Here is a 19,332-nt window from a genome sequence, read left to right on the forward strand (position 1 = left end):
GACAAACAGACCATTAAGTTGATAAGCGAAAGCTTAAAATATAATTTGGGTTAAATTTTCTTGAGTTTTGCAGGGCCGAAGGCCCGCAAAGGAGCGTAGCGACGCGGCTGAGGGATGGACAGCAGTGGCCGCAGGCCAGACCAAGGCGGCAAAGCCGCCGCAGGGCCGAGCGATCAGCGAGCTGCGAAACAGCCCGACCCAAGGCCGCAGGCCGCAGGGGCAGCCCCAACAAAAAATAAAAAGATGAAAGCAGGAGAAATTATACGATTTATCTATTCGGGTCAGCGGGCCGAGATTTTGGAGGATTATTTAGATGGCAGCTACCGGGTGTGGTTGTTGGAGGAGGATGAGGAGAGCATTGCCTTTGGGGATGATGTTGTGCCAGAGGCCCATTATACGGGCCCGCAGATTTCTGATATCCAGCGGGAGTTTGGCAAAAAGAAGCCGAAAAAAGCGCCCAAGGGATTATCTACTGAAGAATTATTTTATACCAAGGAAGAGATAGAGGCGCGGAAAGCGGGTCGGCCATTGCCGAAAAAAGAGGCTCCTATTCCGGTTTATCAGGCGCCCAAGATTGAGGGCAAGGGGCCAGAAAACAAAGGAATTTACCTTGCGTTTTATCCTTATGCGCAGGGGCAATACAGCATTTACTTAGTCAATGATACGCCTTATGGGTTTAATTTTGAGTTTGAGTTGCAGATTTTGCAGCGCGTAGCGCAGTCGCTCAAGCAGCATATTGGGCCACATGATTACTTTCCGATTGCAGAATTTGCGCATGCCAATTTGAATGATTCGCCTCAGCTTAATTTGCGTTTGCCCGTTTTTGAATTGGAGCATCATTTTAAGCTCAAGTACAAGAAATGGATCAAGTTGCAGCAGGCCATTCCCTTGTTGGGTTTGGAGTTAGAGGGCTATCCTTGCTTTAGTTTAGCGGAATTGGAAGCCCGCAAGGCGCAGCCCAAAACTAGTTTAAAAAAGTACACCTTAGCGCAGCGCAAAACGCAGATTCACAAAGAGATTCATCGCAGATATTACAACAAGCAAGATGCGCAGCGATTGGCGCATTTTGAGCCTCGTTTGGATTTGCATATTGAGAATGTGGTCCCTGAGGATTATAAAGACTTACAGCCCTTTGAGTGTTTAGAATTTCAGCTAGAGGCCCTAGAAGACTATCTTAATCAGGCCCTAGAAATTGGCTTTTCGGGGCAGTTAGAAGTCATTCATGGGGTAGGTACAGGTCGTTTGATGAAAGAGACACATCGGCGTTTGGATCTATTGGAGCGGAAGAAAATGATCAAGGGCTATCAGTGCGAGGGGGGGAACACCTTCGTAAAATTCTAGGCAATTTAGAATCAGGAAATTGGGGCAGAAAAGTTTTTGATATTAGAAAAATAAGCTTAAGTTTGCAGTCGATTTTCAAAAATCTGTTTAAAAAAACGTATTACCATGCCTAAAGTAAAAACGCATTCAGGTGCTAAGAAACGCTTTTCGGTTACGGGTAGCGGCAAGATCAAACGTCGTCGTAGTGGAAAGAGCCACATTTTGACAAAAATGTCAAAAAAGCGTAAGCTTCGTCTACGTCACGCAGGTCTTTGTGCTCCTAGCGATGCCAAGCGCGTTAAGAAGATGCTTAACATCTAGTACTAGCATCTAGAAACATCTAAGAGGTGCCTTAGTGGACAAGTTGTGGGTCCCTTCTCACCTGCACCCCAGGCCCTTATTTTATCTATCTATTTTAAATTATTAAGCTATGCCACGTTCGGTAAATTCTGTAGCTTCAAGAAGAAGAAAGAAGAAAATTTTGAAGCAGGCCCGCGGTTACTTTGGAGCGAGATCTAAAGTTTATACCGTTGCCAAAAATGCGGTTGAAAAAGGTATGCAGTATGCATACATCGGCCGTAAATTGAAAAAGCGCAGCTATCGTGCTCTTTGGATCCAGCGTATCAACGCTGCTGTTCGCCAAGAGGGCCTCAGCTACTCTCGCTTTATGCACCTTTTGTCTCAGAGCGGTATCGAGCTCAACCGTAAAGTGTTGGCCGATCTAGCGATGAACGAGCCTGCTGCTTTCAAAGCTATCGTGAATGCGGTAAAGAAATAGGCAATATTTCTTTGAGATGAATACTTCGGTATTCAGCACAAAAAAAGACCTGTACGCTTGGCGTACAGGTCTTTTTTTGTGCTTTGAACTTGAGTGTTTAGCTCAAAATCATATCCTCATAGCGGATAAATTGCTCAAAGCCTTTTTTGGCAAAATAGGCTTTGGTTTCGGCCTCGCTGCGTTGGCTGCTGACGAGAACGAAATCGCCGCCCCAGGCGCCTAGGGGTTTTACGGTTCCCCAGAAATCATCAAAGAACTGGGCTTTGGGTCCTTCTTGGCCCAGAATGGGTTGCAAAAGGGCCTGATGTTCTTCGAGTAGGTCTTCAAAATCTTCCAAATCCTTGCAGTATTGGGCCACATTATGGGTAATCTGGCTAATTCTGGGAATGGGAGCTTCTCTTTCTTCTGCGGGCTTCACTTTGTAGTGGACCAAAGCTTCGCGGCTGCTCTGCTTTTTATTGAGGTGCAGAAAATAAAGTTGATGTTTAAAATTAGGGGCAAAGGGGGCGGGATAAGCCTGTGGTTGCCCATTAAACAAACGGTAAAGAATAGGCCCCTTAGCCTTGGCTGCGGCCAAATCATAGCCTGAGCCGCCAAAGCTTTCGGCTAGAAGTTGGTGGGCATCCACCTGTGCCCAATCGGCTAATAGACTGATTAAGGTAGAAGATGAACCCAAGCCCCAATCTCTGGGAAACTCTAGTTGGGTGGTTACTTCTAGTCCTTGACCATCCGCTAAGAAATTGGGATTTTTCTCTTGGGCAATTTGGAGCAAGATGAGCAGGCGCTCGGCTTCTTCGGCCTCGCCTTCAACCTTAATCAGTTCCAAATCGGGCAGGCTGACCCAAATCTCTAGCCAGCAATTGCCATTTTCTTCTAGGCTGCGCCAATGCAATTGGCCTTCCTTTTCGCCTTCTTCTACCGCTATACTTTGGCCCTTTTTGGTGGGCAATGCCAGAGCGGTAGCGCCCTCAGTCACAAAATATTCGGCTGTGAGCAAAAGCTTGCCATTGGCATGTTGTGAAAAAATCATAGAGTTTAATTTATTTAGTGTACTATTTTCCTTCCTTTAATTCGGCCTTGCTATAATAACTTTGGCCTCTGCTGTAATAATGTTCTTCCCAAGAACGGATGCGATGTGGGAATTTGGTCTCAAACTGAATCTTTAGCCCTCCTTTTTCTTGGGCATAGCTTAAACTATAGGTAGACAAATCGCCTTCTTCACTCAAGCTAGCCTCTGCTGTTTTAGGCACAAGCAAACTGTGATACAATTGCGCCAACAAGCTAGAAGGTAAAAACTCAAAACGGCCCAAAGGCAGTTTTTCAGGTGAAATGCGAATCAAGTTAAACAGCTCATCTTGCAAAAGAACCTTGGGTAAATCTCGTTGCTGATCGCCTTCTTTGCTTGCATAAGAAAACTGCTGCTGCCGATAGTTATAAGCCCGCAGATTGATTTGATCGAATCGATGGCCCTCCCAGTTTTGCAAACTATTACTCACTTTATAACAATAGGGATCCGCTACCAAATCAATAGGCCGAAAGACCGACTGCATCAAGCGATATTCCCCCTCCTTAAAGCTACGCAATTGATTCAATTCCAAAATGGAAATGGCCCCATCATCATCGGCATTTACTTCATGTTGTTTGGAGCGAGAAAAATGGGCCGAGCGAAAAATGAGCTGGGCCATGCCCTCATATTTTTGCCCATCTAGTTCTTGAACCAAATGATAGTGATTCACCTCCCGCTTGCCCGTCAGCCAATATGCCTTAAACTCTTTTGAAGGCTGCCAGTTGGGGCCCGCAAAAAAGGCAAAGCCTAGACAACTAGATAGTAAGAATAGTCCTAAAATGGAAAACTGTCTCATATTTTAAGCTTGAAAAAGGATGTGCTATCAAAAAAAGCAGAATATCTCTTATCTTCCCTTGAGGATGAAAATTACAAGGATGTTAAGACTCTCTAAATATAGCAAAAAATCAAACTTATGGCGAATTTCTCTTGGCTTCTTCTCTTGGGTTTCCTTACTTTCTCTCTATCCTGGGCCACTGCCCAAGAGCTGATTAGCGATCCCGTAAACTATGATGTCCTGGTCTTTGAACATTTTGAAAAAGGCAAAACCTACTTCATCCGAAAAGGAGGCCGCATTAAGTATAAACTTTACAACAACCCTAAGGTAACTTATAAAGGCGAACTCCAAAGCGTCAACAAAGAAAGTATGTTTGTCGATGGTCGAGAAATCCCCCTAAAAGATTGTAGCCTAATCGCTGGACGAGTACGCAGCCCTAAAGAGTTCCAAGGGGCTATTCTTTTAGGCATGGGCGCTGGCATTATTCCCCTCTCCGCAGCCCTTTTAGGGATCAACACTATTGCTGGTCCTATTGTTATTGTGGGCGGAGTAGCTGTATTGACGGTCGGACTCATCCGATCTATGTCGGCCCGTAAGTTTAAAATGAGTAAAGGCTGGGCCGTTTATGGCGGACAATTACAATTTGACAGAAGTTACCAAAAACAATAAGTAAGATGCTAAAATCCTGGACCTATAAGGAGCAAGGCCTAGATGCCAAAGTAGAACTCTTTCACGATCATATTCTTTGGACCACGCCCCTCGAACAGCAGTATCTTTCTTTTGAAAAAGCTCTCGAACGGCCCGAACCCATTGGCCCTCTTTGGATAGATGCCGAACTACTAGATTATCTGCAAGTTTTACTAGCTCGCGAAACCCTGCCCCCTGCTGCCGACCTGATTTTTGCCTTTTATAAAGGCCTCCAAAGCCATCGCCTAGCCGATCAAACTTATTTTTGGCCCAAAGAAGGCGATACCCAACTCCAATTGCAGTTTTCAAAGCAAGGATTAGTGCTTCTAGAAGAAGGCCCTTACCAAATTAAGGTTTTGGCCGCCCAAAGACTCTGGCATTTTTATCTACAAGGCATCAATATGCCAGGCCTGCCCCTCAACGAACGCCGAAAATGGCGGGGCCAAATCCAACATCAACTCCGCTGGCCCCAATTAGCGCCCCCTTTTGTCCTGCTCGATTATGATCGCCTTCCCCTAAAACGCTATGAGGCCCAAGACGAAAATGGCGAGCTCTACTTTCTCGCCCTAAATCAAGACCACGCCCTATTGGGCCAAGGCAAAGGCCAAGACTGCCGAGAAGAAAAACGTAGCTATGAACGCCTGATTCGAGAGGGCGCCAAAGGCCTCCCCCACTGCCTTGCCGCCTACTGGCCCATGCTGCTCAACTTACTAGAAACGATGCGCCTAGAGGGCCAATTCCCCAGCCGAGAAGAAGATAAACCCTATGAAGGTCCCGCTCCAGGACAAGCCCCTCCCGCCTAATTTTTCCTGAGATTTTTTTCTTTTTTGGGGCTGCCCCGCCCTGCGGGCGGGTCGGGCTGTTGCGCAGCTCGCTATTCGCTCGGCCCTGCGCCAGCAAGCTGGCTGGGTCTGGCGCTGCGCGCCACTGCTCCATCCCTCAGCCGATGCTGTGGGTTTTCAACCCACAGCGATAAGGTTATGGCTGCGCCATATTTATTATTGAGGGATAAACCCTCAAGAAAAAGGACCAAAATACCGCCCCCTGAACAAGTTCCTCAATCAAATCAATCAACATGAAATGGATCAACCGTATCCGCAAAGCCTTTGAGGCCCTGCTCGAAGAAGATATTGAGAATGATTATGTAGATGATGGCCGCCCTTTTCGGGTTTTGGCCCAAGAACGCTCCTTTTTGCCCAATTCGGCTAAAGGAGATTTTAGGTTGTACCGCCTGCATCAAAGCTTTTGCGCTTGCTGGTACGAGCTGCTGGTCGTCCGCTCCGATGATGGCAACCTCCGCTATGAGCTCCCCGGCTGGGGCCGAGCCGTAGCCGTTAGTCCCGATAAAAGCAAATTGCTAGCCGCCAGAAATAAACAACTCGGCATTTTTAATGCGGCCACTGGCCAGATGATTGGCGAAGAAAAAACCCTAGATGCCTTTATTGATTTTCTCCTCTGGCTACCCAATGAGCAAATTGCCGCCACCGATGGAGAGAAAATCTATTTGCTGGACCAAGAACTAGAGCTGCAAGCCATTATTCACGATCCTATCCGCAAAGGGGGATTTATTGCAGGTATGCAGCTGGGGCAAGCCCCAGCTGAAGTCATTATTCTCGACTTTAATCACCAACAACTTCGCAGCATTGACCTGCGCTCTGGGAGCATCCTCCAAGAAAGTGAGGCCCAATATGCCGAGCAACTATTTCGACAAGATGACCGGCTTTGGACCGCCGTAGTTAATGGCACACAACTCCAAGAAATTCGCTTTTATGGTCTAGAAAAACTAGATGAAAAATATGCGCTCCCTTTTAGAGGCAAAAAGGGCATCCGCTTCGCCAATCAACCGCCTACGGATATTAGCTATCATCATTGGACCTCTTTGCCGGCCCTCTCTCCAGAAGAACAATTTCTTTTGGTCAATGATAATGCAGGCCTGCTCTGGCTACTCGATGCCCATACAGGCGACCACCGCAGAACCTTTTCGCCCAAAATTCTGCCCTATGTATATGCCGCCCTTTGGCTCAATGAAGAAGAATTTGTGGTCCTTTTAGAGGATGGATTTATTGCTAAGATGAATATCCGATCTAAATCCCTTATGTTTAAACATCAAGATTTCGATCCTCAGCGGCAACGCTTTTTCTAAAGCCATTAGAGGAGCGAAGCGACTGGCCTAGCGATGTGCAGCAGTGGCGCGCAGCGCCAGACCCAGCCAGCTTGCTGGCGCAGGGCCGAGCGAATAGCGAGCTGCGCAACGTAGCGCCTGCCGTAGGCAGGAGGCCCCAAAACAGACAGACAAAAAAGCCTCACCCAACAATTAGAAGTTTATGCAAAAAAAAGCAACAGAAGCGCAGTTCTTCTTTTCTCAACTGCTCAAGCTACAGCAAGTAGATCAACCTTTGGGGGCCAAATATCAGGCATTGGATGCCATTTTGGTCCAGCTATTTTTACAATTGACCGAAAAAGAGCGGCTACATTTTAGTGATCGCTCGGCCCGAATTGCCTTTTTATCGCATAAGGAGGATTTGAGTCGTTCTGTACAATGGCGGATTTATCAGATTATCAAGCGGGCGCGATGGATTCGCAGAAAGGAGCTGGATCCTACGGCTGGGCAATATGCCTCGGCCCTAAAAACTGTGGCCTTTGCCATTGCGGCCCTTTGTCATGTTCCTTTGCCCGAAGAATTGCGGGCCTATTTGCCCACAGATGAAGAGGAGGACCAAGAAGATCGCAATCCGTTTCCCTTAAAAGAAGGGATTATTGAGCAGCTCAAAGTGGTGGTTTTGCAAATTGATGCCGCTCAAGAGCTCATCATTTGCCAGCCTTATGGAGAAGAATATACCGATCAGCTGCGGTTGCGTTATAATGTGCCTGAGATTAACGCCCAGTTTAATAAGACGATCGAGTTGATGCAAGATCATTTTCCTTCTGGGGCCATTTTACAATTGGTCAATGTCTTGGTAGAAGAATCGGGGATTTTGTTGCCCAAGCGCATCATTTTAGAGCCCGACTACTTGGTCGATGTGACCAGCATAGCCGAATGTTTTCAGCCGCAGGGCGCTTCGCCCTATTTGTTTTTGCTCAAAAAGTTTGCAAGCTATGAAAATAGCCTGCCCCTGATGTTGGGAAATATTGCCAACCGCTTTTTGGACCTCTTGAGCAAGAACCCCAAATTAGATTTTCAGGAAGAGTTTAAGAAGCTTTTTAGCCTCAATCCCTTGGGCTTTGCCGACTTTAAGGATACGGATATTCGCAAGACCTATCATGAGGCCAAAAATCACTTCATCAATCTCCAACATATTATCCTCAATGAGTTTCCCAAGCTGGGCATTGATCGAGATCGCATTTTGTTGGAGCCCTCTTTTTACTCGGCCCTCTATGGGATTCAGGGTCGTTTGGACCTTTGGCAGCCGCCAGCAGAAGGCGATGATAAGGCCTTAATTGTGGAGTTGAAGAGTGGCAAAACCTTTATGCCCAATAAATACAATCTTAACCATAACCACTATGTGCAGACCTTGCTCTATGGCTTGCTGACCCAATCGGTTTATCCCAACTATAAGAGTTTGGCCCATATTCTTTACTCCAAATTGCAAGAGAAACCGCTGCGCCTAGCCCCTAGCACGCAGTTTAAGGAAGATGAGGCCTTGGCCATTCGCAACCAGATGGTCATTATGGAGCGACAGCTGGCCCAATTGGACCAAAAATCACTGGAAGAATATGGCCTTTTGCATCAATTGGGGCCTGCAATTTTGCCCAAAGCGAGCGGCTATACCGCCAGAGGATTGGAGGAGTTTGAAAACTGCTTTTCTAATTTAAGCGAGCTGGAACGTCGCTATTTTATGGCCTTTTGCAGCTTTATTGCCAAGGAACAAATTTTAGCCAAAACGGGAGTTGAAGGAAATGATCGCGCCAATGGGCAAGCGGGACTTTGGCTCAGCCAAAGAGCCGATAAAGACGAACATTTTGAGCTTTTGGCTGGCCTAAAGTTGATTGAAAATAATAGCGAAGAGGAACCGCCTATTCTCCGTTTTAAGCGAACGGAGGTTACCAATCCCCTCGCCAACTTTAGACAGGGAGATATTGCGATTTTGTATCCCGAAATGGGCCAAGAAGACAATGTTTTGGAGCATCAGATTTTTAAAGGCTCTATTTCGGAAATCAATGCCGAAGAACTTTCCTTCAAGCTCTATTCGCCCCAATGTAGCGGAGCTGTTTTTGAGGGCCCACAAACTTGGAGTTTAGAGCATGATATGCTTGATAAAGGCTTTACAGTCCAATATCAATCGCTCTTCAATTTCATGAATTTCCATAGCGCAAAGCGCCAGCTTTTATTGGGCCAAAGGGCCCCACAAGAAAGCAGTGCCCCCAAGAGTCGCGACTTTATGGAGCCCCATTTGGGCCAAGACCAAAAGCGCATTCTCAACAAGGCCTTGGATGCCCAAGACTACTTTTTGTTGGTGGGCCCTCCAGGCACGGGCAAAACCAAATTCATGTTGGCCCAAATGGTCGAATATCTGCACCGCAACAGCCAAGAAAACATCTTACTTTTGGCCTATACCAACCGAGCAGTCGATGAAATTTGCGAGGCGATTGAAGAAGTGGGCATAGACGACTATCTGCGGATGGGCAGCCGCTATTCTTGCGATCCTCGCTTTGAGCAGCGCATGTTTTCGGTCCAAACAGAGCAGGTAGATAGCCGCAAAGATCTTAGAGCGACCATAGAAAAGCATCGGGTTTTTGTGTCTACGGTTTCTACCATGCTCAACCGCCCGCTTTTGCTCAAGCTCAAGCAGTTTAATACAGCCATTATTGATGAAGCTTCACAAATTTTGGAGCCGATGCTGGTTGGACTACTCCCCCATTTTCAGCGCTTTGTTTTGATTGGCGATCATAAGCAATTGCCCGCCGTAGTGTTGCAAGATAAGGAGCAATCAGCGGTTAGTGATGAGCTTTTGCAAAGCATTGGCTTGCGCAATCGCCGCAATTCGCTCTTTGAGCGCTTGTTTGAACAGGCCCAAAAAGAGGCTTGGACTTGCTGCTACGATCAGTTGCAGCATCAGGGGCGGATGCATGCCGATATTTCCCGCTTTCCTAGCCAATTTTTCTATGATAATAAGTTGCTAGAGCTGCCCGAAGATAATCCCGTGGGAGCTTGGCAGCAAGCGCCCCTCCCCTTTGCCGCCAAGGCCGATGCCCCTCGCTTAGAGCAGGCTTTGGCCCAGCATCGTCTGCTGTTTATTCCCAGCCAATCGGATTATCTGGGCAATAGCAAGACCAATGAAGAGGAGGCGATTCGGATTGGGGAATTAGTCGATGCCTTTCGGAATTTATACGAGCAGCAGGGCGGCGGTTTTGCCGTAGAGGATTTGGGGATTATCACGCCTTTTCGGGCGCAGATTGCCCAGATTCGCCATGTTTTGGCCCAATATAATATGGGCTATGAGCAATGTACCATTGATACCGTAGAGCGCTATCAGGGGGGCGCCCGCAAAATTATTCTTTTGTCGCTGGCCGTTAATATGGGCCATCAATTGCCCGCCATCGTCTCCCTTTCTGATGATGAGCAGGTGGACCGCAAACTCAATGTGGCCCTTACCCGCGCAAGGCAGCAGCTGGTGGTTTTGGGCAATCCCAAACTATTGGCCAATGACCCCCGCTATGCGGCCCTAATAGCCTGGATCAAAGAACGAGACGGCTATTTTATCCCTTAGTTTTGATCCCTTTATTTTATCCCTCTAGTAGTTAATTACTAGGGGGATATTTTTTTGGGGCCTCCTGCCTACGGCAGGCGCTACGTTCCGCAGCTCGCAGGTCTGCTCGGCCCTTCGCCGCCTGCGGCGGCTCGGTCTGGCCCTGCGGGCCACTGCTGCACATCGCTAGGCCGTTTGGCCTGCGGCCATGGGCTGCAGGTTTCAACCTACAGGCCAATATGATATAAATCCCCCCTAGGGCCAAGGCCCTAGGCTATTAAATCTATCATCCCCTCCTTCGAGGGGATTCGCCTTTCCTCCTGAACTTGAACAGTTAAGCGAACAAAATCTTTAACTACCAATTATTCGCTTACTCTTCAAACATAAACTTAGCACCTAAGGGCCAATACAGAAAATTACGTCTCGGTCTAATTGACCAATAGAGCCAAACAAAAAGCCCCCTCGAAGGAGGGGGCGACTATTACTATTAGGACAAGGGCTTAAATACAACCGCATCCAATACTTCGCTGCTAAGCGAGCCTAGCTGATTTGTAGTAGGGTCCGTCCAGAAAAAAAAGATAGGGCCTTAGACAGTCCTCCCTAGCTAAATGCATTTTGCAAGAAGGCCTTAAACAACTCTTTAGAGCCATATGCATTTTGCAGGAAACTCTAAATAAGGCCGAAGAAGGAGAACAAAAGCAACAACTAAAGATGAGCGGCCTAGCGATGCGGCGGGGTGGCGCAAAGCGCCAGACCCAGGCGGCAAAGCCGCCGCAGGGCCGAGCAGACCTGCGAGCCCCAAAGCGTAGCGCCTGCCGTAGGCAGGAGGCCCCAAAACTATAGTATAGTTTAAAACAAAAAAGGCCAGCTCCTGGGGAGCTGACCTTCAAAGTTAGTTAGGGAAGGGGGTTAAAACGCCCCCTTCGAGTTGGTCTAAGGCTTAACGATTTCAAAGTTCAGTTGGCTTTGGGTCGTTTCGATTTGAACATTGAGGTAATAGGTACCTGCGGGCAGGTCTCGGATGGCGTCCAGTGTAATGAGGTCGCCAGCGCGAACGGTTTGGCTGCTCGTAAAGACTTGGCGGCCGAGCACATCTAGGAGTTTGAAATTCACTTGGCTCGTAGTTTTGAGCTGGCTAAAGCGAACATTAACAAAATCGCTAGCGGGGTTCGGGAATACCGTAACATCGATACTTGCGGCTTCCTTATTATTTACTGCGCGAACTTCAGAGTACTCAAAGTCTCCGTTGAAGTCGACTTGGCGCAGGCGGTAATAAGTGAGATTTTCGTAGCTATTATTATCGGTATAGCTATAGTAATTGGCGGTTGAGCTATTGCCCTGACCTTGGACAAAATCGATTTGGCTAAAGTCAGTTTCATAGTCAAACATGCGTTCTACTTCAAAGCCGCGGTTATCTCTTTCTGTTTCGGTGGCCCAAGAGAGGAGCACAGAAGAAGAAGATTGGCGTTCGGCATCGAAGAAGAGCCATTCGATGGGGAAATCGACATAAGTGTTAGCATCGCGCCAGTCGTTATCGTCGAGTCCGTCATTGTTGGGAGTTGGAGCGCCAGTACCTAGGGCGCTACCGTTCACATTATCATCAAAGAGATCGGCTAGTCCGTCGTTATCTGCATCAATCCAGAAAGGAGAGCTAGGATCGAGGAAGGGAGGAGCCATATTATTTGTATAGCTCGCACCATTGAGGTTATCTAACCAATCGGGCAGGCCATCGCCATCGCTATCGATATTGGGATAATGAGTGGGGTTACCGCCATTGGTTACATAAGCGGCAGCCATTTGGATAATTTCGTCAGCGGCATTGCCATCGCCGGCGGTAGCGCCACCGAATCCGTTATCAAAGCCTTCTGCCCAGTCGTATCCGCCATCATTATCAGAGTCGAGATCGAGATAATCTACGGGAGCTGTTCCATCATTGTTATCCTCATTGGGAGTAGCGCCGATGTTTGCGCCTGTATTTTGGTTAGCGGCATCTAGGCCTTCGTAGATATCGAGTACTCCGTTGCCGTTGGCATCGGCTCCAGAGGGAGCGGCGAAAGTGGGGCAAGTAGAGCAAACGGCTTCTAGGTAATCTGGAATACCGTCATTATCGGCATCAATATCATAAATATCGGGAACACCGTCGCCGTCGGTATCTAGGGTATTGATTGCACCAGCTTGGAGATCAGACCAGCCGTCGCCATTAGCGTCGGTGATGGGTCCATCTTCAATTTGGCCATCGAGGGTACCGTTAGCGGGAGAGTCGGTATTGGCGGCTCCGGTTACTGCGCCTGCTGCGGCTTCGACTACATCTGTAATTCCGTCATTATCGCTATCGAGATCGAGGAAGTTGGGCGTAGCGTCGGCATCTGCGTTGGCATCGGGATAGCTATTGGGTTGGCCATCATTGTCGTTATCGGTTCCGGTCAAGATAAGTACAGCAGCGATATTATCGGCAGTACCATCATTGTTGGGGTCACCGTCTACGGCATCGGCAAAACCATCGCCATCTGCATCGGTAAATGTATCTACGCGGCCATCGCCATCGGCATCGGTTCCATAGGCTTCCAAGATATCTTGTACCCCATCGTTATCGCTATCGAGGTCATAGATATTGAGGAGACCGTCGGCATCGAAATCGCCATTGGGGTAAGTATCGGGTTGGCCGTCGTTGTTATTATCGGCTCCAGTAAGGATAAGCACCTGAGCGCTATTCTCGGCGGTACCGTCATTTCCGACATCGCCATCGAGGACATCATGCAAGCCGTCATTATCGGTATCGATAAAGTCGTCGGCAAAGCCGTCTCCGTTAGTATCGGTTCCCCCAGCTTCCACGACATCGGCGATACCGTCGTTATCGCTATCGAGGTCATAGATATTGAGGAGACCGTCGCTATCTGCGTCTCCGTTAGGATAATTATCGGGAGTACCGTCATTATTGACATCATTGCCTGTAAGGATAAGTGCTTGAGCGCTATTTTCGGCGGTACCGTCGTTTCCGACATCACCATCGAGAACATCATGTAAGCCATCGTTATCGGTATCGCTGAAGTTATCGGCTAGGCCATCTCCGTTGGTATCGGTTCCGCCAGCTTCCACTACATCAGTAATACCATCATTATCCGCATCGAGATCGAGTTGGTTAGGGATACCATCGCCATCAACATCATTGCTAGGATAGCTATCAGCGAAGCCGTCATTATTAGTATCTGCGCCTGTAACTTGGAGAGCATTAGCTGTATTTTCAGCAGTGCCATCATTTCCGACATCGCCATCTACGGTATCATGCAAGCCATCGCCATCGGCATCCACAAAATTATCAGCAAAGCCATCGCCATCTGCATCGGTCCCACCAGCTTCTACCACATCAGGAATACCGTCATTATCGCTATCGAGGTCAAATTGGTTAGGAATGCCATCGCCATCATTATCGGCAAAGAAGTCATTATTACCATCTGCATCGGTATCCAACAAGAGAGAAGTAGAGTTAGCGATTAGACAGCTAGGTTGAGGACCACAGGGGCTAGTGCCTTCGGGGCCATCGGTATCATCGTTATCTACAGCATCTACAAGGCCATCGCCATCAGAGTCAGTCAAATCATCGAGAATGCCGTCTCCGTTGGTATCTACGCCACCAATTTCAACTAGGTCAGGAATACCGTCATTATCGTTATCCAAATCTAGGTGATTGGGGATGCCATCGCCATCGAGGTCAAGATTAGCGCAAGTCCCGTTAGCGTTAAGTCCGCCACAAGTGGGGAAATCAGCATCAGCATAATTGGGGATTCCATCAGCATCTAAGTCGGAATCAGGATCAGGAAGGCCATTAGTACAGCTCCAGCCGTTTACCCCTTCAAAAAAGGCGGCACAATAATCGGGATCTGCATAATCAGGTGTACCATCACCATCATGATCGCCATTATAAGCTTCCATAGCATCGGGAATACCATCATTATCTTGGTCTAGTCCTGCTTTAGGGTCTCTCCAATCTAGTTCGGCATTGCCTGCATCAGCATTAGGGTGGCTATTCGGGGTAAGGCTCGTATTTGTAGCATCTGTACTACTGGTATTATTATCAAAACCATCTAAAAGGCCATCGCCATCAGCATCAATAGCGCCAGCAATACCTGTATTGGCATTGGGGCTATCGCTACCATCTACAAGGCCATCACCATTTGTATCATGTCCTTCGATTAAGTCACCTTCTCCGTCATTATCGGTGTCAAAATCAAGATAGTCTGGATTATCAATAGCATCTGTATTTACAGGAGTAATTCCAGAGCCTGCACCACCAAAATTAGCATTATCATTATCATAGGCATCATCAATACCATCTCCATCAGCATCGTTAGAAGCTGGAGCGATATAGCCTGTAGTAGACTGCCCTTCTGTATTATCTACGATACCATCATTATCGGCATCAATATCGAGAAAGTTCGGGTTATTATCACCATCCTGATTTGCTGTAGTATAGCTATCGGGGTAGCCATCATTGTTGCTATCAGTAGTACCAATAGGAGTCGTTCCACTATTACCTCCATCCGTAGTATTTGACCAACCGTTGCCATCCGCATCATTGGTTGTTGCATCATCAATTTGACCGTCAGCATTAGCATCAGAAGCGGCAAGGCCAGCTTCAACAACATCTAAGATACCATCATTATCGGCATCAAGATCATAGATATTAAGAACACCGTCGCCATCGAAATCGCCTTCAGTATAGTTATCTGGGCGGCCATCGCCTCCAGCATCTGTACCTGTAGCAATTAGTGGATTCGTTCCAGCATCGCCAGCTACGCCATCATTATTGGCATCTGAGTCATATTGATTAGAGAAGCCATCAGCATCGGGGTCTGTAAAGTTATCTACTTGACCGTTGCCATCCACATCAGCACCACCAGCTTCTACTAAATCGGGGATACCATCATTATCGGCATCAAGGTCCCAAGCGTTAAGCAAGCCATCACCGTCAGTATCAGCGATAGGATAGTTATCCGGATTACCATCATTGTTACCATCAGGACCAGTAACTGCTAAGGCTCCAGCTGTATTTTCAGCGATACCATCATTTCCAACATCGCCGTCTACAGCATCATAAAAGCCATCAGCATCTGTATCGTTGAAGCCATCAATAAAGCCATCCCCATCAGCATCCACTCCACCGTATTCTACTACGTCGGCGACACCATCGTTATCTGAATCCAAATCATAAGCATTGAGATAATTATCCCCATCAGCATCAGCAGTAGGATAATTATCTGGACGACCATCATTGTTGCCATCAGGACCAGTAACCACTAAGGCTCTAGTGGTATTTTCAGCGACACCATCATTTCCAACATCACCATCTACTATATCATGGAAGCCATCATTATCGGTATCGTTGTAGCCATCAATTACACCATCACCATCGGCATCTACACCACCAGCTTCTAATACATCCGAAATGCCATCATTATCCGCATCTAAATCAAGGTAATTAAGTAACCCATCACTATCTGCATCGGCATTGGGATAACTATCAGGAGCGCCATCATTATTAGCATCTGTTCCTGTTAAGATAAGTGCATTTGCAGAATTATCTGCAACACCATCATTATTTGTATCCCCATCAATAGGATCATGGAAACCATCCCCATCAACATCAGCAAAAGCATCTACTTGGCCATCACCATCTGTATCGGTTCCTCCTGCTTCTACAATGTCAGGAATACCATCATTGTCCGCATCAAGGTCATAGATATTGAGAATACCATCTCCATCAAAGTCTCCTTCAGGATAACTATCGGGTTGGCCATCACTATTACCATCTGTTCCTGTAAGCTGAAGGGCTTGAGCCAAATTCTCAGCTGTACCATCATTACCTACATCTCCATCAACAATGTCATTATACCCATCGCCATCAGTGTCTGTAAACCCATCTAGCTTACCATTGCCATCTACATCCGTTCCTCCTACTTCTACAACATCTGGAATGCCATCATTATCTGAGTCCAAATCTATACTGTTGGGAATACCATCATTATCCGTATCTAGATTGGCGATAGCAGTTCCTGCTGTTCCTACAGCCGTATAGCTTACCGCTACATTAGATATACAAGAAGCAGCCACCCCACAAAAAGCAGGATCTACATTTGCAGATGTAGCCATAGTTATTGTGAGGATACCATCATCATTGGCCGTATTCCAAGAAGCAGTAGGTATACTAATTGGATTCATATCCATTGGCGGATTTGAGCAATCAGCATACCCAGTATTATTAGAGTTTTGACGGTTAAATGGGCCCAAAATAGTTCCATCTTCTAGTTGAAGTGAAAATGTAGAACCATCAAATCCATAAGATCCAAAAACAGACAAAGACAAAGAAGGGTCAGCGCCTACATCTAAAGTATTCACAGTAAAGGTCAACGTATGCGTTGGAGCAACAGTATTCAAACATTCATCAGAAGAAGTTGAGGTTGAAGGACCTCCAACCGCATCATCATAAATATCCACCAAACCATCGCCATCAGCATCAATATTAGAATCTACTTGACCATCGCCATCGGTATCTACTCCCCCTGCTTCTACTAGATCAGGAATGCCATCATTGTCCGCATCCAAATCTACATGATCGGGCGAACCGTCTCCATCTGAATCAAAGTTAGCACAAACGCCATTCACAATCCCTGAACAATAAGGAAAATCAGCATCCGAGTAGTTAGGAATACCATCACCATCCAAATCTCCAGTCGGATCAGGCAAACCATCAGCACAATCCCAACCATTTACCCCCGCAAAAGTAGCCGCACAGAAATCAGGATCAGCATAATCTGGCGTACCATCACCATCATGATCTCCTTTATAAATTTCTACATTATCCGGAATACCATCATTGTCATCATCAATATCACAAGCACTCAATAAGTTATCCTCATCAATCTCCGCCACATAGTTGGGGTTCTCAATAGGAACATACAAAGAAATAGATCCCCCAGGATCGCCATCTACAGTACCGTTACGAAATCCATCAGAGTGTGTTCCACCAGCACCACCATTAGCTGTAAAGGTTAAGTTGGCAGGAATTGCAGCCAAAGAATAGAGCAAAGCTCCTCCTCCACCACCTCCACCAGGGCCGTGATAAATATTGGTATTCAAGGTCTGTCCATCCCCTCCAGATACATCTACGGTAAGGTTCCCCTGATAAACTTGGGTCTTAAGAACAACGCTACCTCCAGCGCCTCCTCCTCCACCACCATCAGGTGCACCAACAGGGTTTACCGCCACAGGAGAAGTACCACGCACATCAATAATGCGCCCATTCCCCACAATCGTATCCGCAAAAATAATTACAATTCCACCACCATCTGCAGCAGTAGAAGGGTTGTTGGTCGATACCCAACCAGGTCCACCAGCTCCACCCAAAAATACTTTGTCCTGAGCCAAATAAGGAGTCAAACTTAGCCCCCCTACCCCACCGGCAGGAATACCATTAACATTACACCAGCGACTACCACCAATTCCTCCTTGGCCGTAGTTACTTCCTCCTCCTCCTCCAGAATCACCAGAGACACCAGATCCACCACCATTGGCCCGCTTTCCACGACCATAGTTCGTAGCCGTATTATCCACAACAATACCACTGCCCTTTTCCCATGAATCAGGCGCCGTATTGGGCAAAGTATATTGGTTGTTAGGATCAATAGAACAGTTGTCAGGCGTACCATTTACCGACATTTGAATGCCCTGATACCCCTTTCCTAAAAGATCAATATCCGCATTCAATACCAATTTATCCGTCACCAAAGCCAACACTCCACCAACACCATTGGCTTCACTCCAGTCTCCTGCCGTCAAAGTAGAATTAACCTCCACCACATTGTTTCCATAGTCTGGAATACGCACAACCTGCACCACTCCTGCTACATTATAATTCCGAATCAATGAGAATCGAGGCGTTATCACATTCCCTACAATATTCCCAATTTCAAAAAATTCATAATTCCCCGCCTCATTAATGTTCAAAACATCCCCAGAAGCAGCCGTGTTCGTTACATCTATATCCGCTCCCTTCATCTGAATAATCAAGGCCTTGTCCCCAGGTGCAAAAGCCGCGGGATCCTGCACCGTAATCGTATGCGCACAACTCGGATCACAGGGGTCACATACCGGTAAATTTAACGATGTTACTGCCGTATAGTCATTGATGATCCCCCCAATACTCACCTGAGCAATGGCGGAACTCCCATACAACAAACAGCAAACAAGGACAAAAAATGCCCTCCTTAAGTAGTTTGTAATTTTCACGCTCATCTAAATGCTGTTAAAATGTGTTTGATAAAAATGCTTATGTAATTTATTTTTTGGGGCTGCCCCTCCTTTCAGTCGGGTCGGGCTGTTTCGCAGCTCGCTCTTCGCTCGGCCCTGCGCCGCCTCTGGCGGCTGGGTCTGGCCCTTCGGGCCACTGCTGTCCATCCCTCAGCCAGTCGCTTCGCTCCTTAAAGAACAGCTAACCTTTTACTCTATCCAATTGTTGCCTAAAAAGGACTCAAAAGTATACTTCCTTATTGACTCTCTCACAAAACCCACTTAATATAAAAGTAGGGTTTTTTACGGTATTTCATCTCATTTTGTGACAAAAAAGCACATCAAAACCCAAATCAAATAGTATATTTTTAGCAGTTCGTAAATTTTTATATGGCTTTTATTTAAAAAAGCAAATCTATTTAAGCAAGAAATTCAATTCGCACAATAGATGCTTTCCTTTTCAAAGGGTCACATTTATTCGATTAATTTTTTACATATTTTCTTCTTTCCCAAATTTTTAGCGAAAAAAATCGCAGCCTGCTCTTTTACACAAATCCCTAATGTACAACTACTAGACAGCATTTTCCTTTAATCGCTCACTTTATTTCATTTAAGCTATTACGTTTTAATCCTATATCCGGATTGCATTACCCTCAAAAAAATCACTTAAGGCCATAAAAAAAAGAGCTATATCTCAAAGTTGAGATATAGCTCCTCTATTTTATATTCTTTAATT

10 protein-coding genes are annotated in these 19,332 nt (G+C 46.7%); 7 read left to right on the top strand and 3 right to left on the bottom strand.

Going from position 1 to position 19,332, the window contains the following annotated elements; translation table 11 throughout:
- Positions 1-243: 243 nt before the first annotated feature.
- The 3 genes from PPO43_RS04885 to rplT all read left to right on the top strand — a co-directional run bounded on the left by PPO43_RS04885 (position 244) and on the right by rplT (position 2,098).
- Positions 244-1,341, top strand: coding sequence for a DNA mismatch repair protein MutS (locus PPO43_RS04885; RefSeq protein WP_272620687.1), 1,098 nt, complete (start codon positions 244-246; stop codon positions 1,339-1,341).
- 105 nt (positions 1,342-1,446) lie between these two features.
- On the top strand, positions 1,447-1,641 hold the full coding sequence (rpmI, locus tag PPO43_RS04890; protein WP_272620688.1) for a 50S ribosomal protein L35: 195 nt from the start codon (positions 1,447-1,449) through the stop codon (positions 1,639-1,641).
- 109 nt (positions 1,642-1,750) lie between these two features.
- Positions 1,751-2,098: a 50S ribosomal protein L20 gene (gene rplT, locus PPO43_RS04895; RefSeq protein ID WP_002657792.1), complete on the top strand. Its 348-nt coding sequence runs from the start codon at positions 1,751-1,753 to the stop codon at positions 2,096-2,098.
- Positions 2,099-2,195: 97 nt separating this feature from the next.
- Here the strand turns inward: rplT and PPO43_RS04900 are convergent, their stop codons facing one another.
- Complete coding sequence (locus PPO43_RS04900) at positions 2,196-3,128, bottom strand: GYDIA family GHMP kinase (protein WP_272620689.1); 933 nt, start codon at positions 3,126-3,128, stop codon at positions 2,196-2,198.
- A gap of 22 nt (positions 3,129-3,150) precedes the next feature.
- Positions 3,151-3,960 (bottom strand): septum formation inhibitor Maf, encoded by an 810-nt coding sequence (locus PPO43_RS04905; protein WP_272620690.1) that lies wholly within the window; start codon positions 3,958-3,960, stop codon positions 3,151-3,153.
- 117 nt (positions 3,961-4,077) lie between these two features.
- On the opposite strand from PPO43_RS04905, the gene PPO43_RS04910 reads away from it, so the two are divergent.
- The 4 genes from PPO43_RS04910 (at position 4,078) to PPO43_RS04925 (ending at position 10,334) form a co-directional block, all read left to right on the top strand.
- Positions 4,078-4,608, top strand: a complete 531-nt coding sequence (locus PPO43_RS04910; RefSeq protein ID WP_272620691.1) for a hypothetical protein — start codon at positions 4,078-4,080, stop codon at positions 4,606-4,608.
- Between the two features lie 5 nt (positions 4,609-4,613).
- Positions 4,614-5,429: a hypothetical protein gene (locus tag PPO43_RS04915; RefSeq protein WP_272620692.1), complete on the top strand. Its 816-nt coding sequence runs from the start codon at positions 4,614-4,616 to the stop codon at positions 5,427-5,429.
- Positions 5,430-5,701: 272 nt separating this feature from the next.
- Positions 5,702-6,769 carry a hypothetical protein gene (locus tag PPO43_RS04920; RefSeq protein WP_272620693.1) on the top strand — a complete coding sequence of 356 codons (1,068 nt, stop codon included), beginning with the start codon at positions 5,702-5,704 and terminating at the stop codon, positions 6,767-6,769.
- 181 nt (positions 6,770-6,950) lie between these two features.
- A complete protein-coding gene (locus PPO43_RS04925; RefSeq protein WP_272620694.1) occupies positions 6,951-10,334 on the top strand; it encodes an AAA domain-containing protein in 3,384 nt (1,127 codons plus the stop codon).
- A gap of 912 nt (positions 10,335-11,246) precedes the next feature.
- Here the strand turns inward: PPO43_RS04925 and PPO43_RS04930 are convergent.
- Positions 11,247-18,602, bottom strand: a complete 7,356-nt coding sequence (locus PPO43_RS04930; protein WP_272620695.1) for a T9SS type A sorting domain-containing protein — start codon at positions 18,600-18,602, stop codon at positions 11,247-11,249.
- Positions 18,603-19,332 lie beyond the last annotated feature (730 nt).

The organism is Saprospira sp. CCB-QB6, assembly GCF_028464065.1.
GTDB lineage: Bacteria > Bacteroidota > Bacteroidia > Chitinophagales > Saprospiraceae > Saprospira.

Bases quoted from the DNA above. Each gene is read 5' to 3' on its own strand.
- PPO43_RS04885 (WP_272620687.1), top strand. From the start codon at position 244: ATGAAAGCAGGAGAAATTATACGATTTATCTATTCGGGTCAGCGGGCC.
- rpmI (WP_272620688.1), top strand. From the start codon at position 1,447: ATGCCTAAAGTAAAAACGCATTCAGGTGCTAAGAAACGCTTTTCGGTT.
- rplT (WP_002657792.1), top strand. From the start codon at position 1,751: ATGCCACGTTCGGTAAATTCTGTAGCTTCAAGAAGAAGAAAGAAGAAA.
- PPO43_RS04900 (WP_272620689.1), bottom strand. From the start codon at position 3,128: ATGATTTTTTCACAACATGCCAATGGCAAGCTTTTGCTCACAGCCGAA.
- PPO43_RS04905 (WP_272620690.1), bottom strand. From the start codon at position 3,960: ATGAGACAGTTTTCCATTTTAGGACTATTCTTACTATCTAGTTGTCTA.
- PPO43_RS04910 (WP_272620691.1), top strand. From the start codon at position 4,078: ATGGCGAATTTCTCTTGGCTTCTTCTCTTGGGTTTCCTTACTTTCTCT.
- PPO43_RS04915 (WP_272620692.1), top strand. From the start codon at position 4,614: ATGCTAAAATCCTGGACCTATAAGGAGCAAGGCCTAGATGCCAAAGTA.
- PPO43_RS04920 (WP_272620693.1), top strand. From the start codon at position 5,702: ATGAAATGGATCAACCGTATCCGCAAAGCCTTTGAGGCCCTGCTCGAA.
- PPO43_RS04925 (WP_272620694.1), top strand. From the start codon at position 6,951: ATGCAAAAAAAAGCAACAGAAGCGCAGTTCTTCTTTTCTCAACTGCTC.
- PPO43_RS04930 (WP_272620695.1), bottom strand. From the start codon at position 18,602: ATGAGCGTGAAAATTACAAACTACTTAAGGAGGGCATTTTTTGTCCTT.